Origin of the sequence: Tepidanaerobacter sp. GT38, from assembly GCF_021991635.1 — a bacterium.
Lineage (GTDB): Bacteria > Bacillota > Thermosediminibacteria > Thermosediminibacterales > Tepidanaerobacteraceae > DTU063.
The window spans coordinates 1-23,862 of record NZ_JAFFJA010000011.1; the positions used below are offsets into that span (position 1 = coordinate 1).

The window sequence follows — 23,862 nt, forward strand, 5'->3', positions numbered from 1 at the left end:
AACCAGCCGCCAAAAATGCCATACGCTTCTGCAAAAGCCCCCCATACTGACATTACGAAAATACCAGCAATAGCAAATCCAATAATTGACCCTATGTTTTTCACAAAATGTCACCTCCAAATTGTTTTGGTCCTAAAGTTATACTGATAATATTCTATTTTTTTATTTGCACCTCCTTTTTTGGGCAAATTAAAAATCCTTCCAAGGCAAATAAACACAATAATAGCTTATTTATTTACCCAGGAAGGACTTTCTCCAAATCTCCAAGTCCTCAAACGGTATATCCCATATATCTTCTTTTGAAACTGAAATGGCCCTAGCTCCTTCTTTAAGAGCTGATTCAACCTCACTTTTTTCCTCGATGAGCCCTCCTGCAATAACCGGGTGGGATACTCTTTGGCAAATCCTCCTTATTATTTTAGGTATAACCGCAGGTAAAATCTCTATTGCATCAGGGTTTACATTTTTTATTGCCTTGGCAGCTGTATCTATAGCAAGGCTGTCAAGCACGAAAATCCTCTGGATAGTGAAAAGGCCTTCATCTTTTGCACAGCTTATGAGATTTGCTCGGGTAGTAATAACTCCATCTGGTTTGATCTCCTGTGCAATATATTTTATGCCCATTCGGTTCTTACTTATGCCTTCCAATAAGTCAATATGTAGGAAAATTCGTTTGCCTGCGCGTTTTACGTAATTTACTATATCCCTAATGTTGAGTATATCACCAGCTAGAAGGAATATGCATCGTGGCTGCTTTGATAAGGCCATATCGATTTTGCTGACATCTCGTATGGCCGGTATTACCGGGAACATTAGCAAATCTTTCATTATTCCGTCCAAAAAATCACCTCTAGAATACTCGGTAATACCTGCAAAAACATTTACTGCTGTCTCTATTTTATATATATTGCAAAAAATATGCCAAGTTTATAAAAATTGATTATTGGGCATTGCAGGTTATTTGCCTGGTAAAAAGTATCAATATCTGCATGATCTTTTTAACTCTGTTGATACTTTTTGCCAGCTTCTTTATGAGAATTATTTATCTACGTACCTTTTGGCCTAATTTATTTTCTTTGCCAGCCAACAGTCTCTCTATATTGTCCCTGTGTCGACATACAGCTATTATACCTAAAATCAGGCCCACTATAATGTGCTTTGCAGGGTATTTAAATAATAACAGAAGAATAGGTAACGCTATTGCGGCACTTATTGAACCTAGTGAAACATACCGCCATATGTATATAACCGAAATGCCAATTATTAAAACTATAGGGGCCAATTTTGGAAAAAGGCCTATGATAACTCCAAAACTGGTAGCAATACCCTTGCCCCCTTTGAAGTTTAGAAAAATTGACCAATCATGTCCGACTACTACCGCTATACCAGAAAGCAGTGCTATATTTTCACCACCTAAAAGCCTGCCAAGGGTCACCATTATTAAGCCTTTTAACAAATCTGCCGTAAAGACTATAAGGGCAGGTTTTGTTCCAAGTACGCGAAGCACGTTAGTTGAACCTGGATTTCCACTACCGTATCGGCGAATATCAATAGAATAGAATTTGCGACAAATATAATATGCAAATGAAATAGAACCCACAAGATAACTTGCTAGGATAAATACGATAGATTTTACCAAGAGATTCTTCACCTTTCTAAAGAATGTTTTTACAATTTGTAATTCACTTAATATTATACACTCCATTTTTCTATATGTCAATGGTTAAAATTGACACTGATAAAGCAAAAGCCGCTTCTATGCGGCTCATACAATCTCTGCATTTTACAGTAGCTCTTTTATTTTTTCAATGGCATCTTTTATAGCTAAGAACAACGGCTTTTTTTCAATTCCTAAGAGGGTAATATCCTCGTTATCTATAATGGGTATGAGAATCTTCTTGGCATTACATGAAGCTATAGCTGTTGCAATACCTGGAGTTATCTCTCCCAGCATTGAGTTTGGAATAATAATCCCAAGGGAGCCTACTATTACATCCACTTTGTTCACAACAAAAGTAATTGCACTTTCTCCAGTAGCACCCTTGTTGGCTTTTTCCTTCATCATATTTGAGGTTGCAGCTGAATTTGTACCCAAGGCATAAATTTTGACATCACTGGGTAAATCCTGTCTCAAAAGTGATATGATCTGACTGCCAATACCTCCTCCCATGCCGTCTATCACTGCTATATTCATTTTGCTTTCTCTCTTTCTAAGATTATTTTATGCTCAAGCAGTTTCACTTCTTTAATTGCGGCATCTACAATCATTTGTTCACCCAAAAGGTCATACATAAATAATTTTCCATCTTGAGGTTCTATGTGGATAACATTGTCCATCAATATTTTTTCCTGTCCGTTTTCTAAAATATATACCTTAGACTCGCACATTTTATGCACCCCCGCTCTGCTAAATATGTTTTTTGGCTTCAAGCAGGTAATCGCTGGCGGCTTTGAGAGAGTCAGCAGCTTTGGATATGAATTCATATGCTTTAGCTTTTCCAAGTTTCTCTGCCTTTTCAGCCCATTCTCTAAAACCCTGTTCATGGGAGTTGTTGTGCTCGATCCAGTGGGCTAAAAGTATTCTCAAGGTCTCAACATCTTTTTCCTTACTTGCCCTGCTTCCGCAACCTCTGCAGCAATTGTGTTCGCTCATGATACGCCTCCTTTTTTTATGATATCGCATAAATACCATGTGTAAAGATACTTTTGTCTAGATGACGGCACCAATCATCCTTTAATTTTGTGATTCTTTATTACTATCGTTAGAATCGCACTTGGACACTTGTGGCTGTAAAACCTATAAATTCATCGCCTTTTTTAAGCTGGGGAATAGACTGGTATCCGTATGAGGCAGAAAACAGGCGCTAATAAATTCTTCCATGTAAGCCGGGTCTGCGCTCAGTTCGATGTAAGTCATACTGTCGGCAATCTCCTTTACCTTTTCCCGAGCATCGTCACTTACAAGACATGCATATGCCCCGGTGAGGGAGCTGTTGCCGATAAACTCAAATTTTTCATGGGGTAAATCGGGCAACAGGCCGATAGTAATTGAATTGTTTATATCAAGGTTTTGCCCTATGCCTCCAGCGATGATGACCCTGTCAATATCGGAAACATCCATTCCTATGTTGTTCAGAAGGGTTTTTGCGCCGGAATAGACGGCACCTTTGGCCCGGAGGAAATTGTCGATATCAATCTCATTTATTGTTATGTCTAGACCGTCCTTGGTTTCACTGCCAAAGGCTACTACGTATTCAAAACAGCCGAAATGCTGGTTATACCTTATTCTGTCAGATTTTATGTTTTGATTTATTTTCCCCTTCATATCTATTATACCCTTTAAAAACATTTCGGCAATAAGGTCAATTATTCCAGAGCCGCATATGCCTTTGGGTTTTGTGTCTCCGATGACCCTGATAATGGGTTTTAAATTTTGCCTATCAATTCTTACCTCATCAATGGCACCGCTGGCTGCCCTCATGCCGCAGCTGATTTCGCCACCCTCAAAGGCCGGTCCTGCCGAACAAGCACAGGTCAACATCCATTCCTTATTTCCCAGCACTATTTCTCCGTTGGTGCCCAAATCTATAAAGAGCACGGTCTCGTCACCGTTCCACAGGCCCGATGCCAAAACTCCCGCAACTATATCGCCGCCCACATAGCTTGCCACATTGGGGAGAATAAATACCGGGGCATTTTTATTTATACCAAGTGAAATATCGCCAGCCTTTAATGCAGGTGCGTTTCTAAATGCCGGTATATAAGGTTCCAGCCTGATATTTTCCGCATAAACCCCCAGCAGCAGATGGGCCATGGTTGTATTGCCTGCAAAGACCGAGAAAACTATTTCGTCTTGTGTAATTTCAAGCTCTTTTATCATTTCCCTGATCAGCTGATTTACGGTGCCTTCAACTATGGCATGGTTGAGTTTCTCCAGTCCATTTTCCTTCGTGGAATAGATAATGCGGTTAATTATGTCTCCACCGTACTGCATCTGAAGGTTACCGCTGTTGGCAGATGATTTTATTTCTCCGGTCTCAATATCCACCAAGCAGGCTGCCACAGTAGTGGTCCCCACATCAACACAAAGTCCATAAGAAGAGGTCTTGCTTTCGGCAGACACATTAATGACATCATATCCGCGCCCATTTTTCAAAAGTGTTAGGGTTATTCCGTAATCGGAATCCCTTAACAGCACAGGCAGCTTTCTCAGTGCATCTATGGTCCAATTTACCATTGTACATCCCAAAACGCTTTTCAGCTCTCGCTGTACCCTTTCCAGGTCGGGGATATTGTCATCTATTGTAGGCTCGGGGAGCTTGACGGGGACAATCTTAAAACTAGTTCCAACTTTAATACCTGAATCTTTTAGAATATCAATAGCCCTATTGACTAATTTTGTGCTTGCTCTAGACGTTATATTTTCCACCATTATGTCGTTGACAACATCCACTTCCATAAGCTTAACGGTCATGTCTTCTTGGACCCAGGTAAGACAGGCAAGCCTTGTCCCTTGCTGAATTTCTTCTTCAGTGAGAATGGGAGTGTATTCATGCTTGTGTTGGCCTGATTTGACCGTAACCCGACATTTGCCGCAATGGCCCTTGCCACCGCAAGGTGCATCTAAAAATACACCGGCTTTTCGTGCTGCTTCCATTAAATTTGTGCCCCTGGCAACCTCTACGGTCTTGCCTATGGGCAAGAAAGTAACTCTGCATTTATCCATATAAGCTATCACCCTATCTTTTGACTCCCTAATTTGAACAATTCAAGCCCTTTTTTATTAAAGGTACAAGCCACTTGTTAAAAGTGGCTTGTAGGGACGATTATTCAAGGGATTTTTCGTAGTCACTGCTAGAAAGGAGGTTTCCCTCTTCAGCAGGATCGCTTACTTTCACTTTAATTATCCAACCATCTTCATAAGGCGAATTATTGACCAGCTCAGGCTCATCATCCAGTGCTTCATTAACTTCGATGATTTCTCCGCTAACAGGCGCATAAAGGTCTGAGGACACTTTAGCAGATTCAATGCTGCCAAAGGGCTCGCCTTGAGTTATGGTATCGCCTACTTCCGGCAAATCCACAAACAAGACTTCACCCAGCTGATCTTGGGCATAGTCAGTTATGCCTATAATAGCAACCTCACCTTCAATTTTTGCCCATGTATGCTCTTTATGATATTTTAAATCAGATGGAAATTCCATATTAAAACCCCTCCCCACTTTTATTAAAACATGGGATCCATGGTAAGGGCAGGATGGCCTACCTTTGTCAAAAATTCCACCACTGTATCAGGATCCGTTCCAACGTCTTCATCTGCAATCATATCATAGAAATTATCAATTCCTATTTCCTTGCCTCTCTCAATTAATTTTTCCTTAAGGGCTTCCTTCAATTCTTTTGGCATCCAGACAACTCGCTGTAAACCGCCATCGCCGTATAAGAATTTTTTGCTGGTGATAAACTGTCTTCCATGGCCCATAAAACCAGGTGTCTGCACACCGCCACCGGTAGTTGAAGCCAACTCTCCAAATGTCATTCCCAGCGGTGTCATGCCGTGGTATTCGCGGTTGACTATGATGACTCCATTGGCTTCAGGCATAATTCCGCAGATACATTCGAAGCAGCCGCAGGAAGTCATGGGATTTTCCATAATTGTGTAAATATATACAGACGTCGTTGCTCCATTAGATTTTTCCGCAACTGCCTGGTCTACAGATGCCCAATGGCCTTTTACTTCATCAAGGCACTCGCCTTTAACGATAGGCTGGCAGGGACCTGTGGGATCCAGTTCTTTTGTAGCTTTTGCGTCAAGCCAGCTGACGGCACCGCAAAGACCTAACCGCTCCGGTGTAACTATGCACACGTGAGCAGGCGCGAAGGATTGACACAGCAAGCAGGAGTAGAAAGTATCCACACTTTCATCGGTAAGGCCCGCAAGTCTTGCATCTCTCGCATTATACCTTGGACGTGCAATTTCTTCAAGTAGCTGTTCCACTTTTGCCTTATCGGTGATAATAGTGACCTGCACTTTGTCTACTATACTGCCAAACTCATCTAGCATCTTGGCATACATTACTTCACCTATATGTTTGAGCCTAAAACCAGCTTCATATGAGGATTTACTGATTCTAACCCAGGCTATATCTCGCTGGCCAATATGCATAACGCCTTCAATGTAATTCATGAAGTAGTGGATTCGGCGCTCCATAACAGGTTCAAAGTCCTCTTGCATGTTCTTGCCTGCCACATCAATCAGCACTGCCAAAGGCAACTTGCCGCCTTCTGGCCCAAGGCTGTCTATATCAGGGCCGATGAGTTCAATTTTATGGTCTTCTACTTCTGAAAGTTCCCGTTTTCTGACTAATTCCCATGCAGTTGTGCGGCCGCCACCAAATTCTGCAAACATATCGTCCTTGCGCACTCTTTCACCTTCAAAAGCAGGGGCAAATCCAACCGGAATGGGAATTTCAGTTATTTTTATCTTAATGCCGCGAGCCTCAAGGGATGTTTGAACAAGCTTATCATAATCCTTTTGAACAATTAAGTTCATGGGCACTTCCTGTACATCCTGGTCTGTAAGCACCGGGAATCCTAAGGCTATAGCACCGGCTCCGGCAGATACTACAAGTTCACTGAGAGGCCCTAATGCATTGACGAATGCGGGTACCCTTTCTTTGGTATACTTTAACAGCTCCGGCAAATCTCCAGGCTTTACGTTGCCGAAAATAAGGGCAGCTCTTATAGCAAAGGATACGATGTGAATTACGGAAGTCACGTCATAGCCAAGGGGAACTACTCTGAAATCAAGCCCCATCTTGACTTTTGCCTCGACCGCCTGGTCGATGATTTTGCCAACCAGAGTTACCAGTATACCTTTAGACTGATAATCCTTAATGATCTTGGCTGCCACTTCTGCAGATGGCGCTTCACCGATTACAACAGCCACACCGGGAATATCACCGGTTACCAGAGGTACACCTAGGGATCGGATCACTGTATCAGGGATAAACCCAACACAGGGCTCCTCATAGGGATTCTTTCCTCCTACGTATTTACAAGCCTCGATGACTTCTGCTGCCACTGCTGTTGCAAGACCTGCATTTAAGGCCTTTTCAAGATTTTGTTCTTTTACAATGAGGCTCTCAATGACTCCCAGGGCACCTTTTAAATCCGCCAATGTCCCGATTTTTTGTCCTGTAGCTGCGTATATTACCGGAAGGCTGTAAGCGGTATTCGGAAAAACTACCTTTTCGTCTTCGCCGTATTCCTTAATTGTCTGCTCTACTAATGCCTTGCAAGCCTCAAGTGCCTGTTCAGAGCCTGTGAAAATAATGTCAAATAATGTCATACATATCCCTCCAAGGACATTTATTTTAGCCTTCAAGCTAATTAAAGATCTAAATAAGAATCAGCATACAGGTATCTCTCTTTTATCAAATCGGCGGTTTTTATAACATCCATTACCAGCTTATCCAATGGGTTTATTATAGCAGAGGTTAGACCGCACTGGATAGCCATGGCACAGAATGTAGCTTCAATTAAACCTCTAAGTTCTCTTGGGCATCCGTTGGAAACATTGCTAAGGCCGCCGGTTGTATAAAGGCCCATCTCTGAAATTTGTCTTACAGCTTCCAGCACTTCCTGCTGTTTGTCCTGCATGCCTTTTATCACGACAAATAGAGGATCAAAGAGAATGTTTTCCTGGCTGAGGCCGGCTTCCATGGCCCGTTCCAGAATTTCCGTACAGTACATGATTCTCTCGTCATTATCTCTGGGAATCCCGTCTTTGGCACAAAGGCCTATAACCATGGCATCGTATTCAGCTGCTAAGTTTATCATATCGATCCTCGCACCCGCATCAGCTGAGTTGATGATGGGTTTGCCCGGTTTCCGATCATATACTTTAATGCCGGCTTCTAAGGCTTTCATGTTGGCTGTGTCAAGGCACAGGGGTGTATCGGGAAACTCTTCCTGCAAAACTTTAACCACCCAGGGCATCAGTTCTTCGCCGTCCCTGTCAGCAGGCCCAATGTTCACATCCAGGTAGTGGGCTCCTGCTTCGACCTGTTCCCTGGCCCGCTTTATTATGGGCTCCGGATTTCTTTCTTCAAGTGCTTTCCTAATAGTTGGTGAAATAACGTGAATTCTTTCACCAATAGTTAAAAACCTCGCCATTTGCTCTCCTCCTAGCTAATTTTGATTCACTTAAAAGCTTTTGATTAGGAAGCTGCCTGTTTATAGTTCCTCAAGAAGTTTGTCAAGGTAGCAGCCTCTTCTGTGCCTACAACAACTTTCCATCCGGGCAGCTCATCTTCAATATCGGCTTTCAGTACCGCTACTTTGCCGGGGATAATGAGTTCCCTCGTCTTTAACTTGTTTTCCACCTCAAATTCTTTTACGGCTTTAGCTATTGATTTGCCATTGAACTTGCCTGCAGCCCAGGCAGTAAGGACTGAGTATCCTCCCGCATCGGGTATTAAAATCCACGCTGGCACTTTCGACCTTTCAACTTCGCCGGAGACAATGAAATAGGTCAGTGCAAAGTCAACTGTTACTAAAAGGGGCGACTCCTCATCGGCGGCACCGATCTTATATATGCCCTGTTCTATGCGCATGGGCCTTTGAGGGTCTGTGAAGATATTTTGTCTCAGGGCAAACAAAGGCAGTGCTATGGAGTAATCGATATCACTCAGAACGATAATTGAGGCGTATTTTTCAACAAAAAGGGTTGCACATGCAAGCTGCATCATCTTGTCCTGAGCCATGTCGCAGACAAAGGCCACTGTGGGATATCCAAAGGTTCTGTCACCGGACAGTAACGCCGTCCTTCTTATGTTTATCATATCATCAAAGGTACCTTTTAAATTGCGGCTGCCAGCATCCAGCAACAGTTCCTTATAGCCGGCCTTTTGAATCTTTTCCACCAGTTCGTATAGTTTTTCCTTGCCTGCGGCAGTGACTCCAAGCAGCAGTTTGTGGTCTTTTGCAAGGTTTACCATTGCTTCATAGTTTTGATCATTGGCTCCAAAAAGTATGGGACCCTTATCTCCAAACTGGCGCACGGCTTCTTCAGCAATCTCAGTATTTTCAGTCATGATCATGGGGACTACTTTAGGACAGCTGTCAGTTACCTTCTTAATGAGGCTTATGAAAGCGTCCTTGTCTTCTCTTTCACACTTGAAAGCAGCTATTTCTACGTGCATTTCTTCACTAATTCGGGTATAATTTACCTCGTTTACATTCTTTATCTTTCTATCAACTTCGTCAGAGCTCATGGCATCTGAGAACATTACTGCAAATCTTGGACGATTTACAAAGGTTTTTTCATGTCTAAACAAGACCGTCTCTCCACCTAAGGCATATTCAAAATCCCCTGCACCAAATTTAACAGTTCTCATAGGAGGTGCTGTTGCTTCAGACAGCTTTGCCTTAGCATCATCTGACATGTAAGGGCATTTTTCTGCTTCCACATTACCTTGGGCCAGCTTCATGGCAAAGGCAAGACACGTAGGAAATCCGCACTCCTTGCAGTTTTTTTGCGGCAGTAATTTATATATTTGCATACCATTGAGGGCCATAATACATCTCTCCTTTTACTTATTCGGTCATCTGGTTGATAAAATTGCGAACCACTTCAACTGAACGGGGATGCCTTAATATCACAGCATTGGCTCCAGCACCGAGCACCCCTACCGCAGTGGATATTTCCATACCGACAGCCCTTTCTTCCTGACTGCCCCACTCAGGCGCATCATCTTCTGTAGCAACAGATTCTTTAACTTTCCATGTTTCGAAGGATACGGGCAGAATCATCGGCACCTGAAGGGTGGTGTCATTCTGCTGCAATGCTGCGAGCCTTATCCTGTCCATAGTTGTAACTACATACTCAAATCCGTATCCCACCGCAGAACATCCGGGATCCATGACCATTCTGTCCGGCTTAATGCCCAGCTGAGTGATTAGTATGTTTAGCTGTTTAGCCAGGTTGAGGTCAACAGAAGACTCAGCAGCTACAATGTTGCCATATGCCATGCCAACTGCTGCTCCCACTTCTTTATAATTGGATTCTACAGCCGATAGAAATACAAAGTTTTTGTCGGCTAAAGCTTCTGCAACCTTTGTAAATACCTTGGCGTTTTTTTCGTTACTTTGGCACCCGGCTATAACCAGGGGCACGCTGACACTTTCGGCTACTTTTTTTGCAATTTCAGCACATTCTTCCGGTGACCTGTCAAGCCCATCCGGACTTGCACCTTCAAACTTTAAACATATAAAATCTGGACTATAGTTGTATATACAGAAATTTGCCCATTTTGCAGGGTCATCGGCTACATCTTTAAAAATCTCCTGGAGGCATTTGGGCCAGGATTCAGGATATATATCCCATATTTCCATACCGATGGCCGGTTTGTTGCCAATGTCGCCGTCAAAGCTGTAAAAGGGCAAAACCGATTCCCCGCCTAATTTTAAACCGTTTCCAATTGTAACTTCATTGATTTTGCCAGAATACTTTTGTACAGGCATTTTATAAGCCATAGTATCTCCTCCATTAATATTTTGCCATGTAGGTATTAAGCCTTTATCTGAGAGAGCAATATCTTATCAAAAATTTCCCTTATGGATTTGACTGCCTTACAGTCCTTCGGGAGCTTGACAAGAGGTATGCCTTTGTTGTCATATTCGAAGACCATCTCATCCAGAGGAACTGTTCCAGCCAGTTTCAGACCTGAGCTTTCAATAGCTGCTTTTATGTCTTCGGACAGCCCTTCCTCAGGAACTCGATTTACTATGAGATAAAGCTCTTTAACATCAAGATTTAATTCTTCTATGAGCTGCTTAACTCTAGCCGCCGCCTGGATTCCACGCTTTGAACATTCGCTTACGGCAAACATCATGTCCACATTTTTGGTGGTTCGCCGGCTAAGATGCTCAAGGCCTGCTTCATTATCTATGACCAGAACTTTGTAGTTGTCAGAAAGTCTATCGGTGGCTTCTCTCAGAATGCCGTTAGCAAAGCAGTAACACCCCGGTCCTTCCGGCCTGCCCATTACCAATAGGTCAAAGCCTTTGCCTTCTATGATGGCCTGTTGAAGCTTATAGTTGATGTAGTCAGTTTTGGTCATGCCACTGGGCAAATTGCCGTCACGATTTTTTATGCTCACATCTTCCCTTATGTCGCTTAAAGTTATTTCAACGTCTTCACCTAATACCTCATTTAGATTGGCATTGGGATCGGCATCTACCGCCAAGACCGGCGACAATCTTTTTTCTGCCAAATAATCGATTAAAAAACCTGCCAGTGTGGTCTTGCCGGTTCCGCCTTTTCCGGCTACGGCTACAGTGTAAGCCATGTCATCATCTCCTTATACTTTGTGGGCTGATAATCCGTTTACATCTTGAAGGGCTTCCATTACCGCTTCACTTAATGTAGGATGTGAATGAATAACTCTGCCAAGCTGCTCTGCAGTAAGCCCGTATCTTACGCCTACCGCAAGCTCATGAATAAGATCCGTTGCATGAGGACCTATGATTGATGCTCCAAGTAATTTGTCCGTTTTTTCATCCACTATGACTTTAACTTTACCGACAAATTGTCCCATAGCCTGAGCTTTTCCAAGGCCCTTAAAGGCAAAGTCTCCTTTTTTGACAGTATAGCCCCTGGCTATTGCTTCTTCTTCTGTAAGACCTACGCCTGATACCTCAGGGTCAGTGAACACTCCTCGAGGCACAGCCTGATAATTCATTTCGCATTTATGGCCCATGATGTTTTCTACAGCACATTCGGCCTCAGCAGAAGCCAGGTGGGCAAGTTGGGCTCCGGGCACCACATCTCCAATCGCATATATGTTTTCTACATTTGTCTGCATGTAATCATCGACCAGTATTCTGCCTCTTTCTACGGCCACTCCCAATTCTTCAAGACCTAAACCAGCGATATTTGCCTGCCGGCCGATAGCCACCAGCATCATATCTGCTTCAATCTCTTTTCCATCTCCAAAAATCGCCTTCACTCCGGAATCTGTCTTTTCTACCCTTTCAATTTTTGCCTTTAACATCAGCTTTATCTTTTTGCGCTTCATTACTTTCTCCATTTCCTGGCCGATCTCTCTATCTTCCAGAGGCAGCACATGGTCCATCATTTCAACCATGGTAATGGAAGTGCCAAGGGTGTTGAAGAACATCGCAAACTCACATCCTATGACACCGGCTCCTACAATTATCATGCTCTTTGGAATTTGCCTCAAATTCAGCGCCTCATCGCTGGTTATAACTTTTTCCCCATCATACGGGAAAATGGGAATTCTTGCCGGCAGTGAGCCAGTGGCAATAATTATGGCATCTGCCTCTATGTCCTCTGTAGTGCCATCATCTTTTGTCACAGTAACTTTATTCTTATCTGTAATTTTGCCCGTGCCTTTCACAAGTCTTACATTATTTTTGTTGAGCAAAAACTCTATACCGCTGACCAGTCGCTCTACGATTTTATCTTTCCGATCGACAATAAAATTGATATCCGGTTTTACGTCACCTACCACTATAATTCCGAAATCCTTAGCTTGCCTAATATTTGTCAAAACATCGCTTGAGGCAAGGAGCGCCTTTGTTGGAATGCAGCCCCTATTAAGACAGGTCCCTCCTACCGTGTCTTTTTCTACAAGTGTTACCTCAGCTCCCATTTTTGCCGCTTTGATAGCCCCAACGTATCCACCGGGACCGGCACCTAAAACTACTATTCTTTTTGTCATCACCAACCCTCCAGTTCTTTAGAATCCACACATGTCAAGCAGTGTGGCTACATTTTCTTCGGCCCCAATAGCCATGACATGGACTCCGTCACATATTTTTTCTTCTCGTATCTGTTGAATAAATTCAGCCGCAATAGTTAAACCTTCTTTTGTCTTGTCCTGAGCCTTTTGCATTCTGTCGATTATCTCATCTGGAACGCAAATACCGGGAACATTATTGTTCATATATTTAGCCATACCGGCAGATTTTAAAGGTATGACTCCAACTAGTACTTTAATATTTAAATTCTCCACTCTTTTCATAAAATCCTTTATTATTTTTATATCAAAGACCGCTTGTGTCTGAAAAAATTTCGCACCAGCTTGTATTTTTTTCTTTATTTTTATAATCTGCAGTTCTAAGGGATCATAAAGAGGTGTGACACTTGCTCCCAAAAAAAACTGAGGTGCTCCTGAAAGTTCATGTCCGTTCATATCATACCCGTTCATGAGCTTTGTAGCCGCCTGGAGAATATTTACCGAATCCATATCAAAGACTCCGCGGGCTTCGGGATGATCGCCTATGCTGGGATGGTCTCCGGTCAGTGCCAACACATTTTGAATGCCCAGAGCTGCCGCTGACAGCAATTCGCCTTGGATAGCGATGCGGTTTCTATCTCTTCCGGTTATCTGCATTATTGGCTCAAGACCTTCATCCAGCAATATCTTGGCTCCTCCAAGAGAAGATGCCCTAACTACTGCACTCTGAAAATCAGTGACATTAACTGCATCAACCCTGCCTTTTAGTGCTCTGGCACACTCTTTTATATGATTAAAATCGATCCCTTTGGGTGGGGCCATTTCTGCAGTGATGACAAAGTCTCCTCTTTCCAGCTTCTCCTTAAAATTCATTCTGACTTCCTCCTATCTGCCAACGACGAGCTTTCTGGGATTTGCCGCTTTGCTGTAATCCTTTGGATCTTTTATCTCCAGCAATGTATCCAGCAAGTCTTGCTCCTTTAGCTTGTTGTAAATTAATATCCAGGCACAGTCATTTTCTACATTTACCTCACATTTGCCGTTCTTAGCTCCACCGCAGGGGCCGTTCAGCAGGCTCTTTGCACATTTTGTTATGGGACACACACCGGCAGTCCAGCCAAGCTCGCACTGGCCGCAGGCTTTGCATGCTTCATAAAATTGGCCTATTCTTTCTATTTCGCCTATAAACAAAGTATCATTGGCAGGATAAACGGGAATTTTTACGACACTTGCCACCGTCTGTGCGCCATCACCGCAGGCCATACACAAGACCGCATCGGCATCTTCAAGTTCTGCCTTGCATTTTTTAAGTGATGCCCTTACCTGCAGTTTGTGACAGGATGGGTCTAATACTGTAGAACCGGTCACCGTCTTGCCTGATTGTTCAAGCCTTTCCTTCATTTCATCAATCTGCTGCTTGCCACCTGTCATACACGATGTGGCACACAAACTACAGCCTGTTATGAATATATTTTGTTTATCCTCTAAAAAATTCAGGATTTCTTCAAAAGGTTTTTGCTTGGATATGATCATGAAAAAATTCCCCCTATAGCCCCTGTTGATGCTTAAAAGCCTCGATTACGTGCTTGGCAAGTACCGTTGATGTCACCGAACCGACTCCGCCAGGAACAGGGGTAATTTGCCCGGCAATTTCGCTCACACTATCAAAGTCCACATCGCCGCACATCTTTCCGTTTTCATCAAAGTTAATTCCAACGTCAATAACTACTGCACCATCATTTACCATATCTTTTGTAACCATACGAGCTTTGCCTGCTGCTGCAATGAGGATTTCGGCTCTCTTTGCTTCCCCGGCCAGGTCCTTTGTCCTGGTATGACAGATGGTAACCGTAGCATTTCGCTTGAGGAGCATCATTGCCAAAGGCCTGCCTACTACCATGCTCCTTCCGATAACTACTGTCCTTTTGCCGCTGATTTCAATGCCGTAATGGTCTAAAATCTCAATTACTGCCTGAGGCGTGCATGGAGCAAATCCATCACCGTCACCGCTCATTACCTTGCTTACATTGATGGGATTAAAACAGTCAACATCCTTTTCAGGTGCAATTTTATATTTGACTACATCTTCCGATATTTGCTCTGGAAGGGGCCTCATGATAAGAATGCCGTTTACATTTGTATCCCCGTTCAATCTTTCAATGACTTTCAAAAATTCATCCTGGCTTATTTCTTCCGGCAATTTTTCCACCAGGCAATCGATGCCTATATCGGTGCACCGCTTCACAGCACCTTTGATATAAGCGGCAGAATCGGGCCTGTCTCCAGCCATAACTATACAAAGCACCGGTGTCTTTCCCTTTTGCTTGAATTGTTCTACCTCTGCTGCAAGCTTTTCTTTTAATGCTGCTGCAACTTCCTTGCCGCTGAGTATTTTAGTCATTTACTAAACCCCCTTGTTCATAAGCCTTTGTTCCACTTTAACATATGTTTCATCGGCAATTCTGATGCCTTCTTCAACTAATGCATCCATTTCTTCACTGATTTTAGACACAAAGCTTTCATCTTTGATGCCGTTTAAGTTGATAATTACATTCAGCTTTCCGCTAATTAAAGCAGCCTTTAAGCACAATACTCCTACGCCCACATCGCTTAAAGCCAGTATTGATCCTATCTCTCCAAGCCTGGCCTGAAGCTTTATCGCTTCCACGGCAGTTCTGATAATGTCCATAGGCACGCTGCATGCGTGTTTTAATGCCTTTTCCATGGCTTCTTCTCTAGCTGCTTTTTCTTCAGGCGTATCCTTCGGCATGCTGTAGACCTTTGCCACTTCTCCAAAAACTTCAGCATCTCCGTCTACCATCGCCAGCAAGGCCTGCTGAAGCTCAGTTGCCTTCTCCATAATCTCATATACTTCCTGTTCTACATCCTTGTATTTCTTTTTGCCTACAGTCAGATTGCCAACCATGTTCCCCAAGGCCATACCTATGGCCCCCACCAAAGCTGCCGCTCCGCCTCCTCCGGGAACCGGTTCCTTTGAAGCCAGCACCTCTACAAAATCCTTACAACTCTTTTCAATTAACATCATCTGTCCTCCTCAGAGTTTTTTTGAGCATCCTTTGCCGCATATAGGTTGATATAAGCTGCCAAGTGCATGGGTGAATCATTTATATCAGGATCCATGTGACTGCTTGAAAGGCAAGGATAGGTATGCCACAATTTGTTGGCAGTATCAACTACATTTTCCCTATTAACACCTATTAGCCCTGCGGCTACATGGTATGTAGCACCACAGGGCGAAGAATATTTGACATTAACGTCTATTACATTGCCTTTTTCATCAACTACAAGGCTGTACTTGGGCTTTCCGATTTTAAATTGGTCAATAAAGTCGTTTATATATTTAAAGTTGCCTTTTGAAAGGGAACAAAAAGGCCTTGGAAAGGCCCATTCAAGGCCTTTGTCTTCACACAGGCCCTTTATTTTATTTACGAGGGATGTAGTAAGCCAATCCGGGTCTTCCCGAGGAACTATAATCGCTTTGCAGCCAGCATCGGCAACCTGCTTAATCAGCTCTATCAATATATCCGGATGAACTCCTACTGCTATGCAAATATCATGAACGGGAATCGGCTCTTTTATATACAAATTGGCATCATCGATAAGTTCAGGCAATACCGAGGGAAAAAGCATGATGCCGACAATGTCCTCTGAAAAATCTAAATCTAGCTTATGTCTGAAATCGTAGCAGGACTTCGTGCACAGATTGGGACTGTGCTTAAAATTAGTAAGATGTGGCAGAAACTTTCGCGCAGCAAATTCTCCGCCGTATTTTATCTGAAAAAAACCCGGCGTGTCTGATGTGTCTTTACTTGCTGCTATGAAAAGTTTTAGGCGTTTCATGGGAAGACCACCTTTGGCAAGATTGTTGTTCTTTAAAGAGCTTAATGAGATATAAAGTAGCTCTATGGCGTCATGTAATACCAGCGAGCTATTATATATAGCAATGGTTCTTGCCGGCGGTATTACATGACGACCATATATTGATACAGTATTATCTTTATGGCCAAATTGTCCAGTTTTGATTTTTAACTAAAACTTTAGAATAACCCTGTTATCCTTCCGTTTGCATCTACATCGATGTTTTCTGCGGCAGGCCGTTTGGGCAGACCAGGCATTGTCATAATATCACCGGTAAGTACTACTGCAAAGCCTGCACCGGCAGAAACCTTCACGTTTCTCACATTTATCTTAAATCCGGTTGGGCGGCCCAAGAGTTTGGGGTTATCAGATAAGGAATACTGAGTCTTTGCTATACAGACAGGCACATTCCTGAAGCCCAGCTCTTCCAGTGTGCTTATTTCCTTTAAGGCTGCAGGTGCAAACTCTACTCCGTCGGCACCGTAGATTTCCCGGGCAATAGTCGTGATTTTATCGGCAAGACCCATATCCAGGTCGTAGATGGGTTTGAAGTTATTTTCACCTTCTTCAATAATTCTCACCACTTCTTTTGCAAGCTCAACGCCGCCTTCTCCGCCCTTTGCCCAGACTTCTGAAAGAACGGCATTTACACCTAAGCGCTTGCACTCTTCCTGAACCAGGGCAAGTTCTCTCTCGGTATCGGTCGGGAATTTGTTAATGGCCACAACCGATGGAATGCCGTATTTTACCGTAATGTTTTCTACATGTTTTAGGAGGTTTGGCAGGCCTTTCTTTAAAGCATCCAGATTTTCCTGATTCAGGTCCTCTTTTTTGACTCCTCCATTGTATTTTAACGCGCGAATGGTGGCAACAATTACAACTGCATCAGGCTTAATTCCTGCGACGCGACATTTTATATCCAAAAATTTCTCCGCACCTAAATCTGCACCGAATCCTGCTTCAGTTACTACATAATCGGCGAACTTCATTGCCATTTTTGTTGCGATAACACTGTTGCAGCCGTGGGCTATATTGGCAAAAGGCCCTCCGTGAACGAAAGCTGGTGTGCCCTCTAAGGTTTGTACCAGGTTGGGCTTGAACGCATCCTTTAACAGTGCCGTCATGGCGCCATGAGCTTTAAGCTGGCCTGCTGTAACGGGTTTGCCGTCATATGTGTAACCAACAATTATTCGAGCAAGGCGATTTTTCAAGTCTTCCAAATCTCTTGCCAGGCAGAATATAGCCATAATTTCCGAAGCTACAGTTATGTCATAACCATCTTCTCTGGGAACTCCGTTGGCCTTTCCGCCAAGGCCGTCCACTACAAACCTGAGCTGCCGGTCATTCATATCTACGCATCTTCTCCATGTGATGCGGCGTGGGTCTATGTTAAGTTCATTCCCTTGATAAATATGGTTGTCAATCATGGCAGCTAAAAGATTGTTGGCTGCACCTATAGCATGAAAATCGCCAGTGAAGTGAAGGTTTATATCTTCCATAGGAACTACCTGAGCGTATCCGCCGCCTGCAGCACCGCCTTTCACTCCAAAGACAGGGCCAAGAGAGGGTTCTCTAAGGGCAATCATGGCATTTTTCCCAATCTTTCTCAGTGCATCCCCTAATCCAACGGTAGTGGTGGTTTTACCTTCGCCGGCAGGTGTGGGATTTATGGCCGTTGTGAGTATTAGTTTGGCGTCTTTTTTGTCTTTATATCTTTCTAAGAGATTGTAATCAATTTTTGCCTTGTACTTACCATAATATTCTAAATCGTCTTCGGTAAGACCAATTTTTGCGGCTACGTCTTTAATGTGCTCCAGCTTTGCCTCTTGTGCAATTTCAATATCGCTTTTGTAAGTCATGCTTATTTCCCCCTTATATTTGTTAGCTTTAGATTTGGTTGTGTAATTTAGATAAAGGCGCCTTTATCAAAGGATCCCTTTTATTAATATCAGTTGTCAATCAACCTTAATAAATGATTTTTAATAGCCTCCACCTGGCGAGTATAAAGTATACACTTGTTAAAAGGTGTCTCCCCACATCTGTCTGCTTCTATTAAATCGGGATCATAAGAGAGAAAACCCAATACAGGCACATCGCCACACGCATTTTGTATAAATTCCTCTTCCTCTCGGGTTCTAACTTTATTCCCTACGGCAAAGATTTTTTTTACACCTATGTCTTCCGCCAATTTTTTTATAGTCTTCAGAGTCTGAATACTCCTTTGCCCTGGCTCAACTACTACTATGAAAGCATCAACACAGTCCGCCGTAGCTCTTCCCATGTGTTCTATTCCAGCTTCCATATCCAGTATCAGGGCTTCTTGAGAATCTAATAGCAGATGCTGCATAAGTGCGCGCAAAAAAGCATGCTCGGGACAAATACAACCTGAACCTCCTGCTTTTACTGTACCCATGACCAAAAGCTTTACTCCATCATGCTCAATGCAATACTTTTCCGGAATATCATCTACTTTGGGGTTCAGCTTAAACATTTGGCCAATTACTCCAGGTCTTGCTTCAGTTCTTTGCGCAATTATGTCTTTTATTTCAGAAAGAGGTGTTATAGATGATGCCTTTTCTTCGGGAAACCCTAAAGCCATTGCCAGATTTGCGTCAGGATCCGCATCAACAGCAAGCACCTTGTATCCTTCTGCTGCTAATACTTTTGAAAGAACTCCTGCAAAGGTGGTCTTGCCAACACCACCTTTGCCGGTAATCGCAATTTTCATGGTAAACACTTCCTTAATATCGGGGTTAAATTCCCAAGGCTTTGCGTTTTGCTTCAATATGTTCTAGTATCTTTTGGGCTGCTTTCTTGGGATCTGATTCAATATGGAATTTGCCGCCGTAAATATTCTCTACGTCTTCAGTGAGAAATCTTGTCAGGTTTTCGGAACCAGTAATCTGGGGCGCAACTCCCAACATGGTATATACACCGGATGCCACCACATAAGTTCCTATAGCAAGTGCCTTCTCTGACATCCATTCAGGGGCTGCTCCTGCCACTGGTAAATCCTTTATATCGACATTCATATACTTGGCCACTTCCGAAAGTAGAAGCAGTATTCTGCTGATATCCACACAAGAGCCCATGTGCAAGACCGGTGGGATTTTCACCAGTTCGCAAACAGTAGACAGGCCTTTTCCGCATAAATTGGCAGCTTCTTTTGTCATTAAACCTTCTTTTATGCACGCATAGGCACCGCAACCGGTTGTAACTACCAACACGTCATTTTTGATAAGTTCCTTTGCCAGTTCTACATGGCCTTTGTCTTGAGGCACTTTGTGGTTGTTACAGCCTACTATGGCAACCGCTCCCCGAAGGACACCGGATTTTATGGCATCCACCAAAGGTTTTACGGTTCCCTGTGGATGGGCAAAACTATTTGTAACGCCATCTAATGCACTAATAATAGATTCGTTGCTAAAGCCTACAAATCCTTTCGACTTTATTTCAGGTATGAAAATATTTCCAGTTCTGTTCTTGAAATTTAAAACCGCTTCCTGAACAATCCTTTTAGCTGACTCTACGGCTCGCGCTTCGTCAAATTGCATGTGGATGGCTCCTGGAATTATGGCTTTTGGGGAGGTTGTTATTAGTTTTGTGTGGTAGCATTTGGCCACTTGGGACAGTGCCGGCATTATGCACTGAACATCTACTACCATGGCATCAACCGCACCGGTTACTATAGCCAGTTCCTGCTGAAAGAAGTTGCCTGCCATAGGCACATTATGGCGCATGGCAATTTCATTGCCAGTACAGCACATTCCTACCAGATTTATGCCTTTTGCACCTTGCTTTTGTGCTAGTTCAATTAATTCTGGATCGTTTACCGCAACCAGTATGGCTTCGGATAAAGTAGGTTCATGACCGTGAATTACAATGTTTACCTCATCTTCCTTCAGCACGCCCAGATTTGCTTCGATTTCGTGGGGCTGTGGAATGCCAAATAGAATATCAGAAAGTTCCGTTCCTATCATGGAACCGCCCCAACCATCACAGAGGGCTGCTCTTGTAGCTTTCATCATGATGTTTCTGTAATCTGCGTCACACCCTATGTGAGTTGAGTGCAATACTTCTACGATATCCCTGTCTATGGCTCTGGGGGTTACATTCATCTTGTTCCAAATGTCAAGTCTGTCTTTTGGTGCTCTTTCTGTAAATCTCAGATGACCAAAAGGTTTTCCGAATTCCTGAAGTGCAAGCTCCGCAACCTTGGCCGCAATTTCTTTTTCATCCAGATTTTCTGTTTCAATGCCCCACTCCCGTGCAAGAGATATGAGCTTTTGGGAATCTTTTACCTTATATCCTGACTCAGGATTTTTCGCAGCATAATACAGAGCATGAGCAATGTCGCGACCGTGGTCAGAATGAGCTGCAGAACCTGCTGCAACTGCTCGGGCAAGATTTCTGGCTGCAATTGTATCTTCATCCGCACCGCATATGCCCTTTTTGGGACCATCTTCGCTTACCTTAACAATTCGGCAGGGCCCCATGCCACAGTTGGTGCAGCACAGCCCCATCTCTCCAAAGCCGCATTGAGGCTGCATAGCTTCAGCTCGGTCCCAAACTGTCTCTATCTTTTCTTTTTTTGCCTTTTCAAGCAAACTGCAAGTTGCTGCATCACAGCTTAAGCACTTTAAGTCCTCAGACATAATAATCACCTCATGTTTTTATACTATCTTAACCTTTAACGCTCTCGTCGGACACGACAGGACGCATAGCGGTTCTTCTGACTGTGCACATCTGTCGCATATTGTCGGAAAAGTCTGTAACTCTATAGCATCAAAAGGGCATGCTTTTTGGCATAGACCACATCCGGTGCATGACATCTCGTTTACATGAATAATTCCGCTCTCTTCGTCTTTTGATAAAGCGCCTGTGGGACATGCAGCTATACAACGGGGGTTTTTGCAGAGCATGCATTGTTCTAACTTCATCTTGCCGCGCTTTGTCTTTATTCTGAGTCGCGAAATCTCGCGCTCTTTTATAGCGCCGGCAATGCTCTTGGTTTTAGAATGAGCCGCTGCACACGCTAATTCACAGGACTTACACCCGAGGCAAAGGTCTGTTTCAAACAAAATCTTTACCATCTAACCTTCCCCTTTTCATTTTATGCTAAAGTTTGTTACTATTTTCACAATCCTAGACCCATGATACTACATTGACAAATCTTTGTCAATACTAAAAAATACTAAAAATCATGAATGTTTTTCTAGATTTTTCATGTGGACAAGGCGCTCGCAACATCACATAAAGAAAGGTTGGTCAATTTATCGGGTAAAAAAAGAAAGGTCCATGATTAATGACATGGCCTTTCCACTTTAGTTTTCTGCAAGTTGTTTTAGCATTTTTATTTCCTTTTTGTAATTTTCCATACCTCCGGGTGTTTCCAACAAAAAGGGCTTATCCTTTAATTCGGGATGGTTGATGATATTTTTTATTGTTTCCAGGCCCAGCTTTCCTTCTCCAAGATTAGCATGGCGGTCTTTGCGACTTCCAAGAAGGAATTTACTGTCATTTAAATGAATTACTTTTAATTTGGACAGACCCAAAATCTTATCAAATTCAAGAAGCACTTTATCTAAACTGTCAATTACATCATATCCTGCGCCAAGAGCGTGGCATGTGTCAAAACACACCCCAAAGGCATCAGGATTTCCTGTCCTGTCCATGATTTCATACAGCTGCTCAAAAGTATAACCAACTTCGGTGCCGGAACCTGCCATGAGTTCAAGGAGCACCATTACTTTTTCATTTCCAGTTACAACATCTTTTAAAGCGGAAGATATTTTTTCTATCCCTTTTTCCAAGCCAAGCCCTGCGTGGCTGCCGGGATGCAGCACCATGTATGAAGCGCCTACAATCGACATACGCTCCAGGTCTTCTCTCAATACCCTGATACTAAACTCTCGAGCCTCCGGTTTGCTTGAGGCAAGATTTAAAGTGTAGGGAGCATGTGCTACTAAAGGCCCAAAACCAGTTTGCTTTATAAGCTCTCGCATTTTATTTATATCAACAGGATTTAAAGCCTTGGCCGCGCTGCCGCGGGGGTTTCGGGTAAAAAATTGCAGGGTATTTGCTTCTATAGACAGAGCTTCTTTCACAGCATGTTCATATCCTTTTGAAATTGATATATGAGCTCCAAGTAACATCGCAACAGCTTCCACCTTTTAAAATAATTAGTAAGCTTTTTATTATAGGTTTACCCAAACTTGTATTTATTACACGGGTCTTTACATTTATATTGATAGAGTTTAACGGCAGTACCCAAAGTGTCCTCTTGCCGGTCCTAGATTTCAATTTCCAAAGCTACTGGACAATGATCGCTTCCTAATATTTCAGAATGTATTTGTGCGTCTATGATTTTGGTCTTTATTCTGTCAGAGACGATAAAGTAATCAATTCTCCAACCTGCATTCCTCTCTCTTGCTCGGGTTATATACGACCACCAGGTATATGCATCTTTCCTGTCTGGATAGAGATATCGAAAAGTATCAACAAAACCGGCTTCAAGGAGCTCAGTCATCTTCTGCCTCTCTTCCTCGGTAAAGCCAGCATTTTTAGTATTTGCCTGAGGATTCTTCAAGTCTATTTCTTTATGGGCCACATTCAAATCGCCACAGATAATCGTTGGTTTTTTTGCATCCAGCTGCAAAAGATAATTTCGGAAGCAATCTTCCCAAGTCATGCGATAGTCAAGTCTTGCAAGACCTCTTTGAGAATTTGGAGTATAGACATTGACCAGGTAAAAATTTTCATATTCCAGGGTTATGACCCTTCCTTCCTGATCATGTTCCTCAACTCCAATTCCATAGGTAACTGATAAGGGACTCTTTTTTGTAAAAACTGCAGTGCCAGAATAACCCTTTTTTACAGCATAGTTCCAATACAGCTCGTAGCCATCTAAGTCCAATTCTATTTGCCCATGTTGCAATTTTGTTTCCTGAATAGAAAAAATATCAGCATTCACTTTCCAAAAATATTCCAAAAAACCGCTCTTTAAACAAGCTCTAAGGCCGTTAACGTTCCAAGAGACCATTTTCATCTGTAAGACCCCCATCTTATCCTCAAAAACTGCTTTAGTGATTCCTATTTGTAAGAAAATACTTTGGATATTATACTATAAATTAACAAAAGAGTCCATCACGCCTGTGAAATACCCCTTTTAGACAAGACATTCATAATCAAAATCTAAAACATCAGAGAAGACTTT

The 23,862-nt window shown here is 42.9% G+C and carries 24 protein-coding genes; all 24 read right to left on the reverse strand.

What is annotated here, in order from left to right:
• Nucleotides 1-231: 231 nt before the first annotated feature.
• Entirely contained in the window at nucleotides 232-840 is a 609-nt protein-coding gene (locus JT739_RS02195; RefSeq protein ID WP_237659454.1) for a glycerol-3-phosphate responsive antiterminator, read from the reverse strand.
• Between the two features lie 202 nt (nucleotides 841-1,042).
• Nucleotides 1,043-1,639, reverse strand: coding sequence for a glycerol-3-phosphate 1-O-acyltransferase PlsY (gene plsY, locus JT739_RS02200; protein WP_237659455.1), 597 nt, complete (start codon nucleotides 1,637-1,639; stop codon nucleotides 1,043-1,045).
• A 144-nt stretch (nucleotides 1,640-1,783) separates the two neighbouring features.
• Nucleotides 1,784-2,194, reverse strand: coding sequence for a DUF3842 family protein (locus tag JT739_RS02205; RefSeq protein WP_237659456.1), 411 nt, complete (start codon nucleotides 2,192-2,194; stop codon nucleotides 1,784-1,786).
• Complete coding sequence (locus JT739_RS02210) at nucleotides 2,191-2,388, reverse strand: CooT family nickel-binding protein (RefSeq protein ID WP_237659457.1); 198 nt, start codon at nucleotides 2,386-2,388, stop codon at nucleotides 2,191-2,193. Before JT739_RS02210 ends, JT739_RS02205 begins: the two co-directional genes overlap by 4 nt.
• Before the next feature lie 19 nt (nucleotides 2,389-2,407).
• Nucleotides 2,408-2,653: a hypothetical protein gene (locus tag JT739_RS02215; RefSeq protein ID WP_237659458.1), complete on the reverse strand. Its 246-nt coding sequence runs from the start codon at nucleotides 2,651-2,653 to the stop codon at nucleotides 2,408-2,410.
• A 144-nt stretch (nucleotides 2,654-2,797) separates the two neighbouring features.
• Nucleotides 2,798-4,726, reverse strand: a complete 1,929-nt coding sequence (gene acsV / locus JT739_RS02220) for a corrinoid activation/regeneration protein AcsV (protein WP_237659459.1) — start codon at nucleotides 4,724-4,726, stop codon at nucleotides 2,798-2,800.
• Between the two features lie 100 nt (nucleotides 4,727-4,826).
• Nucleotides 4,827-5,204 (reverse strand): glycine cleavage system protein GcvH, encoded by a 378-nt coding sequence (gene gcvH, locus JT739_RS02225; protein WP_237659460.1) that lies wholly within the window; start codon nucleotides 5,202-5,204, stop codon nucleotides 4,827-4,829.
• Nucleotides 5,205-5,227: 23 nt separating this feature from the next.
• Entirely contained in the window at nucleotides 5,228-7,351 is a 2,124-nt protein-coding gene (acsB, locus tag JT739_RS02230; protein WP_237659461.1) for an acetyl-CoA decarbonylase/synthase complex subunit alpha/beta, read from the reverse strand.
• 41 nt (nucleotides 7,352-7,392) lie between these two features.
• A complete protein-coding gene (gene acsE, locus JT739_RS02235) occupies nucleotides 7,393-8,178 on the reverse strand; it encodes a carbon monoxide dehydrogenase/acetyl-CoA synthase methytransferase subunit (RefSeq protein ID WP_237659462.1) in 786 nt (261 codons plus the stop codon).
• A gap of 44 nt (nucleotides 8,179-8,222) precedes the next feature.
• On the reverse strand, nucleotides 8,223-9,581 hold the full coding sequence (acsC, locus tag JT739_RS02240) for an acetyl-CoA decarbonylase/synthase complex subunit gamma (RefSeq protein WP_237659463.1): 1,359 nt from the start codon (nucleotides 9,579-9,581) through the stop codon (nucleotides 8,223-8,225).
• 19 nt (nucleotides 9,582-9,600) lie between these two features.
• Nucleotides 9,601-10,539 carry an acetyl-CoA decarbonylase/synthase complex subunit delta gene (gene acsD, locus JT739_RS02245; protein WP_237659464.1) on the reverse strand — a complete coding sequence of 313 codons (939 nt, stop codon included), beginning with the start codon at nucleotides 10,537-10,539 and terminating at the stop codon, nucleotides 9,601-9,603.
• A 35-nt stretch (nucleotides 10,540-10,574) separates the two neighbouring features.
• The gene (locus JT739_RS02250) at nucleotides 10,575-11,354 is read right to left on the reverse strand and encodes an AAA family ATPase (protein WP_237659465.1); all 780 of its coding nucleotides are present in this window, start codon (nucleotides 11,352-11,354) and stop codon (nucleotides 10,575-10,577) included.
• Between the two features lie 12 nt (nucleotides 11,355-11,366).
• Nucleotides 11,367-12,749, reverse strand: coding sequence for a dihydrolipoyl dehydrogenase (gene lpdA / locus JT739_RS02255; protein WP_237659466.1), 1,383 nt, complete (start codon nucleotides 12,747-12,749; stop codon nucleotides 11,367-11,369).
• Between the two features lie 18 nt (nucleotides 12,750-12,767).
• Complete coding sequence (locus tag JT739_RS02260; protein WP_237659467.1) at nucleotides 12,768-13,640, reverse strand: methylenetetrahydrofolate reductase; 873 nt, start codon at nucleotides 13,638-13,640, stop codon at nucleotides 12,768-12,770.
• Nucleotides 13,641-13,652: 12 nt separating this feature from the next.
• Nucleotides 13,653-14,300 (reverse strand): methylenetetrahydrofolate reductase C-terminal domain-containing protein, encoded by a 648-nt coding sequence (locus JT739_RS02265; protein ID WP_237659468.1) that lies wholly within the window; start codon nucleotides 14,298-14,300, stop codon nucleotides 13,653-13,655.
• A gap of 13 nt (nucleotides 14,301-14,313) precedes the next feature.
• Nucleotides 14,314-15,168, reverse strand: a complete 855-nt coding sequence (locus tag JT739_RS02270; RefSeq protein ID WP_237659469.1) for a bifunctional 5,10-methylenetetrahydrofolate dehydrogenase/5,10-methenyltetrahydrofolate cyclohydrolase — start codon at nucleotides 15,166-15,168, stop codon at nucleotides 14,314-14,316.
• A 3-nt stretch (nucleotides 15,169-15,171) separates the two neighbouring features.
• Complete coding sequence (locus JT739_RS02275; protein ID WP_237659470.1) at nucleotides 15,172-15,813, reverse strand: cyclodeaminase/cyclohydrolase family protein; 642 nt, start codon at nucleotides 15,811-15,813, stop codon at nucleotides 15,172-15,174.
• Nucleotides 15,810-16,628 (reverse strand): DUF166 domain-containing protein, encoded by an 819-nt coding sequence (locus tag JT739_RS02280; protein ID WP_237659471.1) that lies wholly within the window; start codon nucleotides 16,626-16,628, stop codon nucleotides 15,810-15,812. Before JT739_RS02280 ends, JT739_RS02275 begins: the two co-directional genes overlap by 4 nt.
• A 197-nt stretch (nucleotides 16,629-16,825) precedes the next feature.
• Nucleotides 16,826-18,505 (reverse strand): formate--tetrahydrofolate ligase, encoded by a 1,680-nt coding sequence (locus JT739_RS02285; RefSeq protein WP_237659472.1) that lies wholly within the window; start codon nucleotides 18,503-18,505, stop codon nucleotides 16,826-16,828.
• Between the two features lie 89 nt (nucleotides 18,506-18,594).
• Nucleotides 18,595-19,392 (reverse strand): AAA family ATPase, encoded by a 798-nt coding sequence (locus JT739_RS02290; protein ID WP_370642556.1) that lies wholly within the window; start codon nucleotides 19,390-19,392, stop codon nucleotides 18,595-18,597.
• A 7-nt stretch (nucleotides 19,393-19,399) separates the two neighbouring features.
• On the reverse strand, nucleotides 19,400-21,301 hold the full coding sequence (cooS, locus tag JT739_RS02295; protein ID WP_237659474.1) for an anaerobic carbon-monoxide dehydrogenase catalytic subunit: 1,902 nt from the start codon (nucleotides 21,299-21,301) through the stop codon (nucleotides 19,400-19,402).
• An 18-nt stretch (nucleotides 21,302-21,319) separates the two neighbouring features.
• Nucleotides 21,320-21,739 (reverse strand): 4Fe-4S binding protein, encoded by a 420-nt coding sequence (locus tag JT739_RS02300; protein WP_237659475.1) that lies wholly within the window; start codon nucleotides 21,737-21,739, stop codon nucleotides 21,320-21,322.
• Nucleotides 21,740-21,970: 231 nt separating this feature from the next.
• Entirely contained in the window at nucleotides 21,971-22,801 is an 831-nt protein-coding gene (locus JT739_RS02305; RefSeq protein WP_237659476.1) for a deoxyribonuclease IV, read from the reverse strand.
• Nucleotides 22,802-22,938: 137 nt separating this feature from the next.
• A complete protein-coding gene (locus JT739_RS02310; RefSeq protein WP_237659477.1) occupies nucleotides 22,939-23,694 on the reverse strand; it encodes an exodeoxyribonuclease III in 756 nt (251 codons plus the stop codon).
• Nucleotides 23,695-23,862 lie beyond the last annotated feature (168 nt).

Excerpts from the sequence above, each read along its gene's own strand:
- JT739_RS02285 (WP_237659472.1), bottom strand. The coding sequence starts at position 18,505 with ATGACTTACAAAAGCGATATTGAAATTGCACAAGAGGCAAAGCTGGAG.
- acsE (WP_237659462.1), bottom strand. The coding sequence starts at position 8,178 with ATGGCGAGGTTTTTAACTATTGGTGAAAGAATTCACGTTATTTCACCA.
- JT739_RS02280 (WP_237659471.1), bottom strand. The coding sequence starts at position 16,628 with ATGAAACGCCTAAAACTTTTCATAGCAGCAAGTAAAGACACATCAGAC.
- acsV (WP_237659459.1), bottom strand. The coding sequence starts at position 4,726 with ATGGATAAATGCAGAGTTACTTTCTTGCCCATAGGCAAGACCGTAGAG.
- acsC (WP_237659463.1), bottom strand. The coding sequence starts at position 9,581 with ATGGCCCTCAATGGTATGCAAATATATAAATTACTGCCGCAAAAAAAC.
- JT739_RS02210 (WP_237659457.1), bottom strand. The coding sequence starts at position 2,388 with ATGTGCGAGTCTAAGGTATATATTTTAGAAAACGGACAGGAAAAAATA.
- acsD (WP_237659464.1), bottom strand. The coding sequence starts at position 10,539 with ATGGCTTATAAAATGCCTGTACAAAAGTATTCTGGCAAAATCAATGAA.
- lpdA (WP_237659466.1), bottom strand. The coding sequence starts at position 12,749 with ATGACAAAAAGAATAGTAGTTTTAGGTGCCGGTCCCGGTGGATACGTT.
- cooS (WP_237659474.1), bottom strand. The coding sequence starts at position 21,301 with ATGTCTGAGGACTTAAAGTGCTTAAGCTGTGATGCAGCAACTTGCAGT.
- JT739_RS02205 (WP_237659456.1), bottom strand. The coding sequence starts at position 2,194 with ATGAATATAGCAGTGATAGACGGCATGGGAGGAGGTATTGGCAGTCAG.
- JT739_RS02300 (WP_237659475.1), bottom strand. The coding sequence starts at position 21,739 with ATGGTAAAGATTTTGTTTGAAACAGACCTTTGCCTCGGGTGTAAGTCC.
- JT739_RS02215 (WP_237659458.1), bottom strand. The coding sequence starts at position 2,653 with ATGAGCGAACACAATTGCTGCAGAGGTTGCGGAAGCAGGGCAAGTAAG.
- JT739_RS02250 (WP_237659465.1), bottom strand. The coding sequence starts at position 11,354 with ATGGCTTACACTGTAGCCGTAGCCGGAAAAGGCGGAACCGGCAAGACC.
- gcvH (WP_237659460.1), bottom strand. The coding sequence starts at position 5,204 with ATGGAATTTCCATCTGATTTAAAATATCATAAAGAGCATACATGGGCA.
- JT739_RS02310 (WP_237659477.1), bottom strand. The coding sequence starts at position 23,694 with ATGAAAATGGTCTCTTGGAACGTTAACGGCCTTAGAGCTTGTTTAAAG.
- JT739_RS02305 (WP_237659476.1), bottom strand. The coding sequence starts at position 22,801 with ATGTTACTTGGAGCTCATATATCAATTTCAAAAGGATATGAACATGCT.
- JT739_RS02275 (WP_237659470.1), bottom strand. The coding sequence starts at position 15,813 with ATGATGTTAATTGAAAAGAGTTGTAAGGATTTTGTAGAGGTGCTGGCT.
- JT739_RS02270 (WP_237659469.1), bottom strand. The coding sequence starts at position 15,168 with ATGACTAAAATACTCAGCGGCAAGGAAGTTGCAGCAGCATTAAAAGAA.
- acsB (WP_237659461.1), bottom strand. The coding sequence starts at position 7,351 with ATGACATTATTTGACATTATTTTCACAGGCTCTGAACAGGCACTTGAG.
- JT739_RS02260 (WP_237659467.1), bottom strand. The coding sequence starts at position 13,640 with ATGAATTTTAAGGAGAAGCTGGAAAGAGGAGACTTTGTCATCACTGCA.
- JT739_RS02265 (WP_237659468.1), bottom strand. The coding sequence starts at position 14,300 with ATGATCATATCCAAGCAAAAACCTTTTGAAGAAATCCTGAATTTTTTA.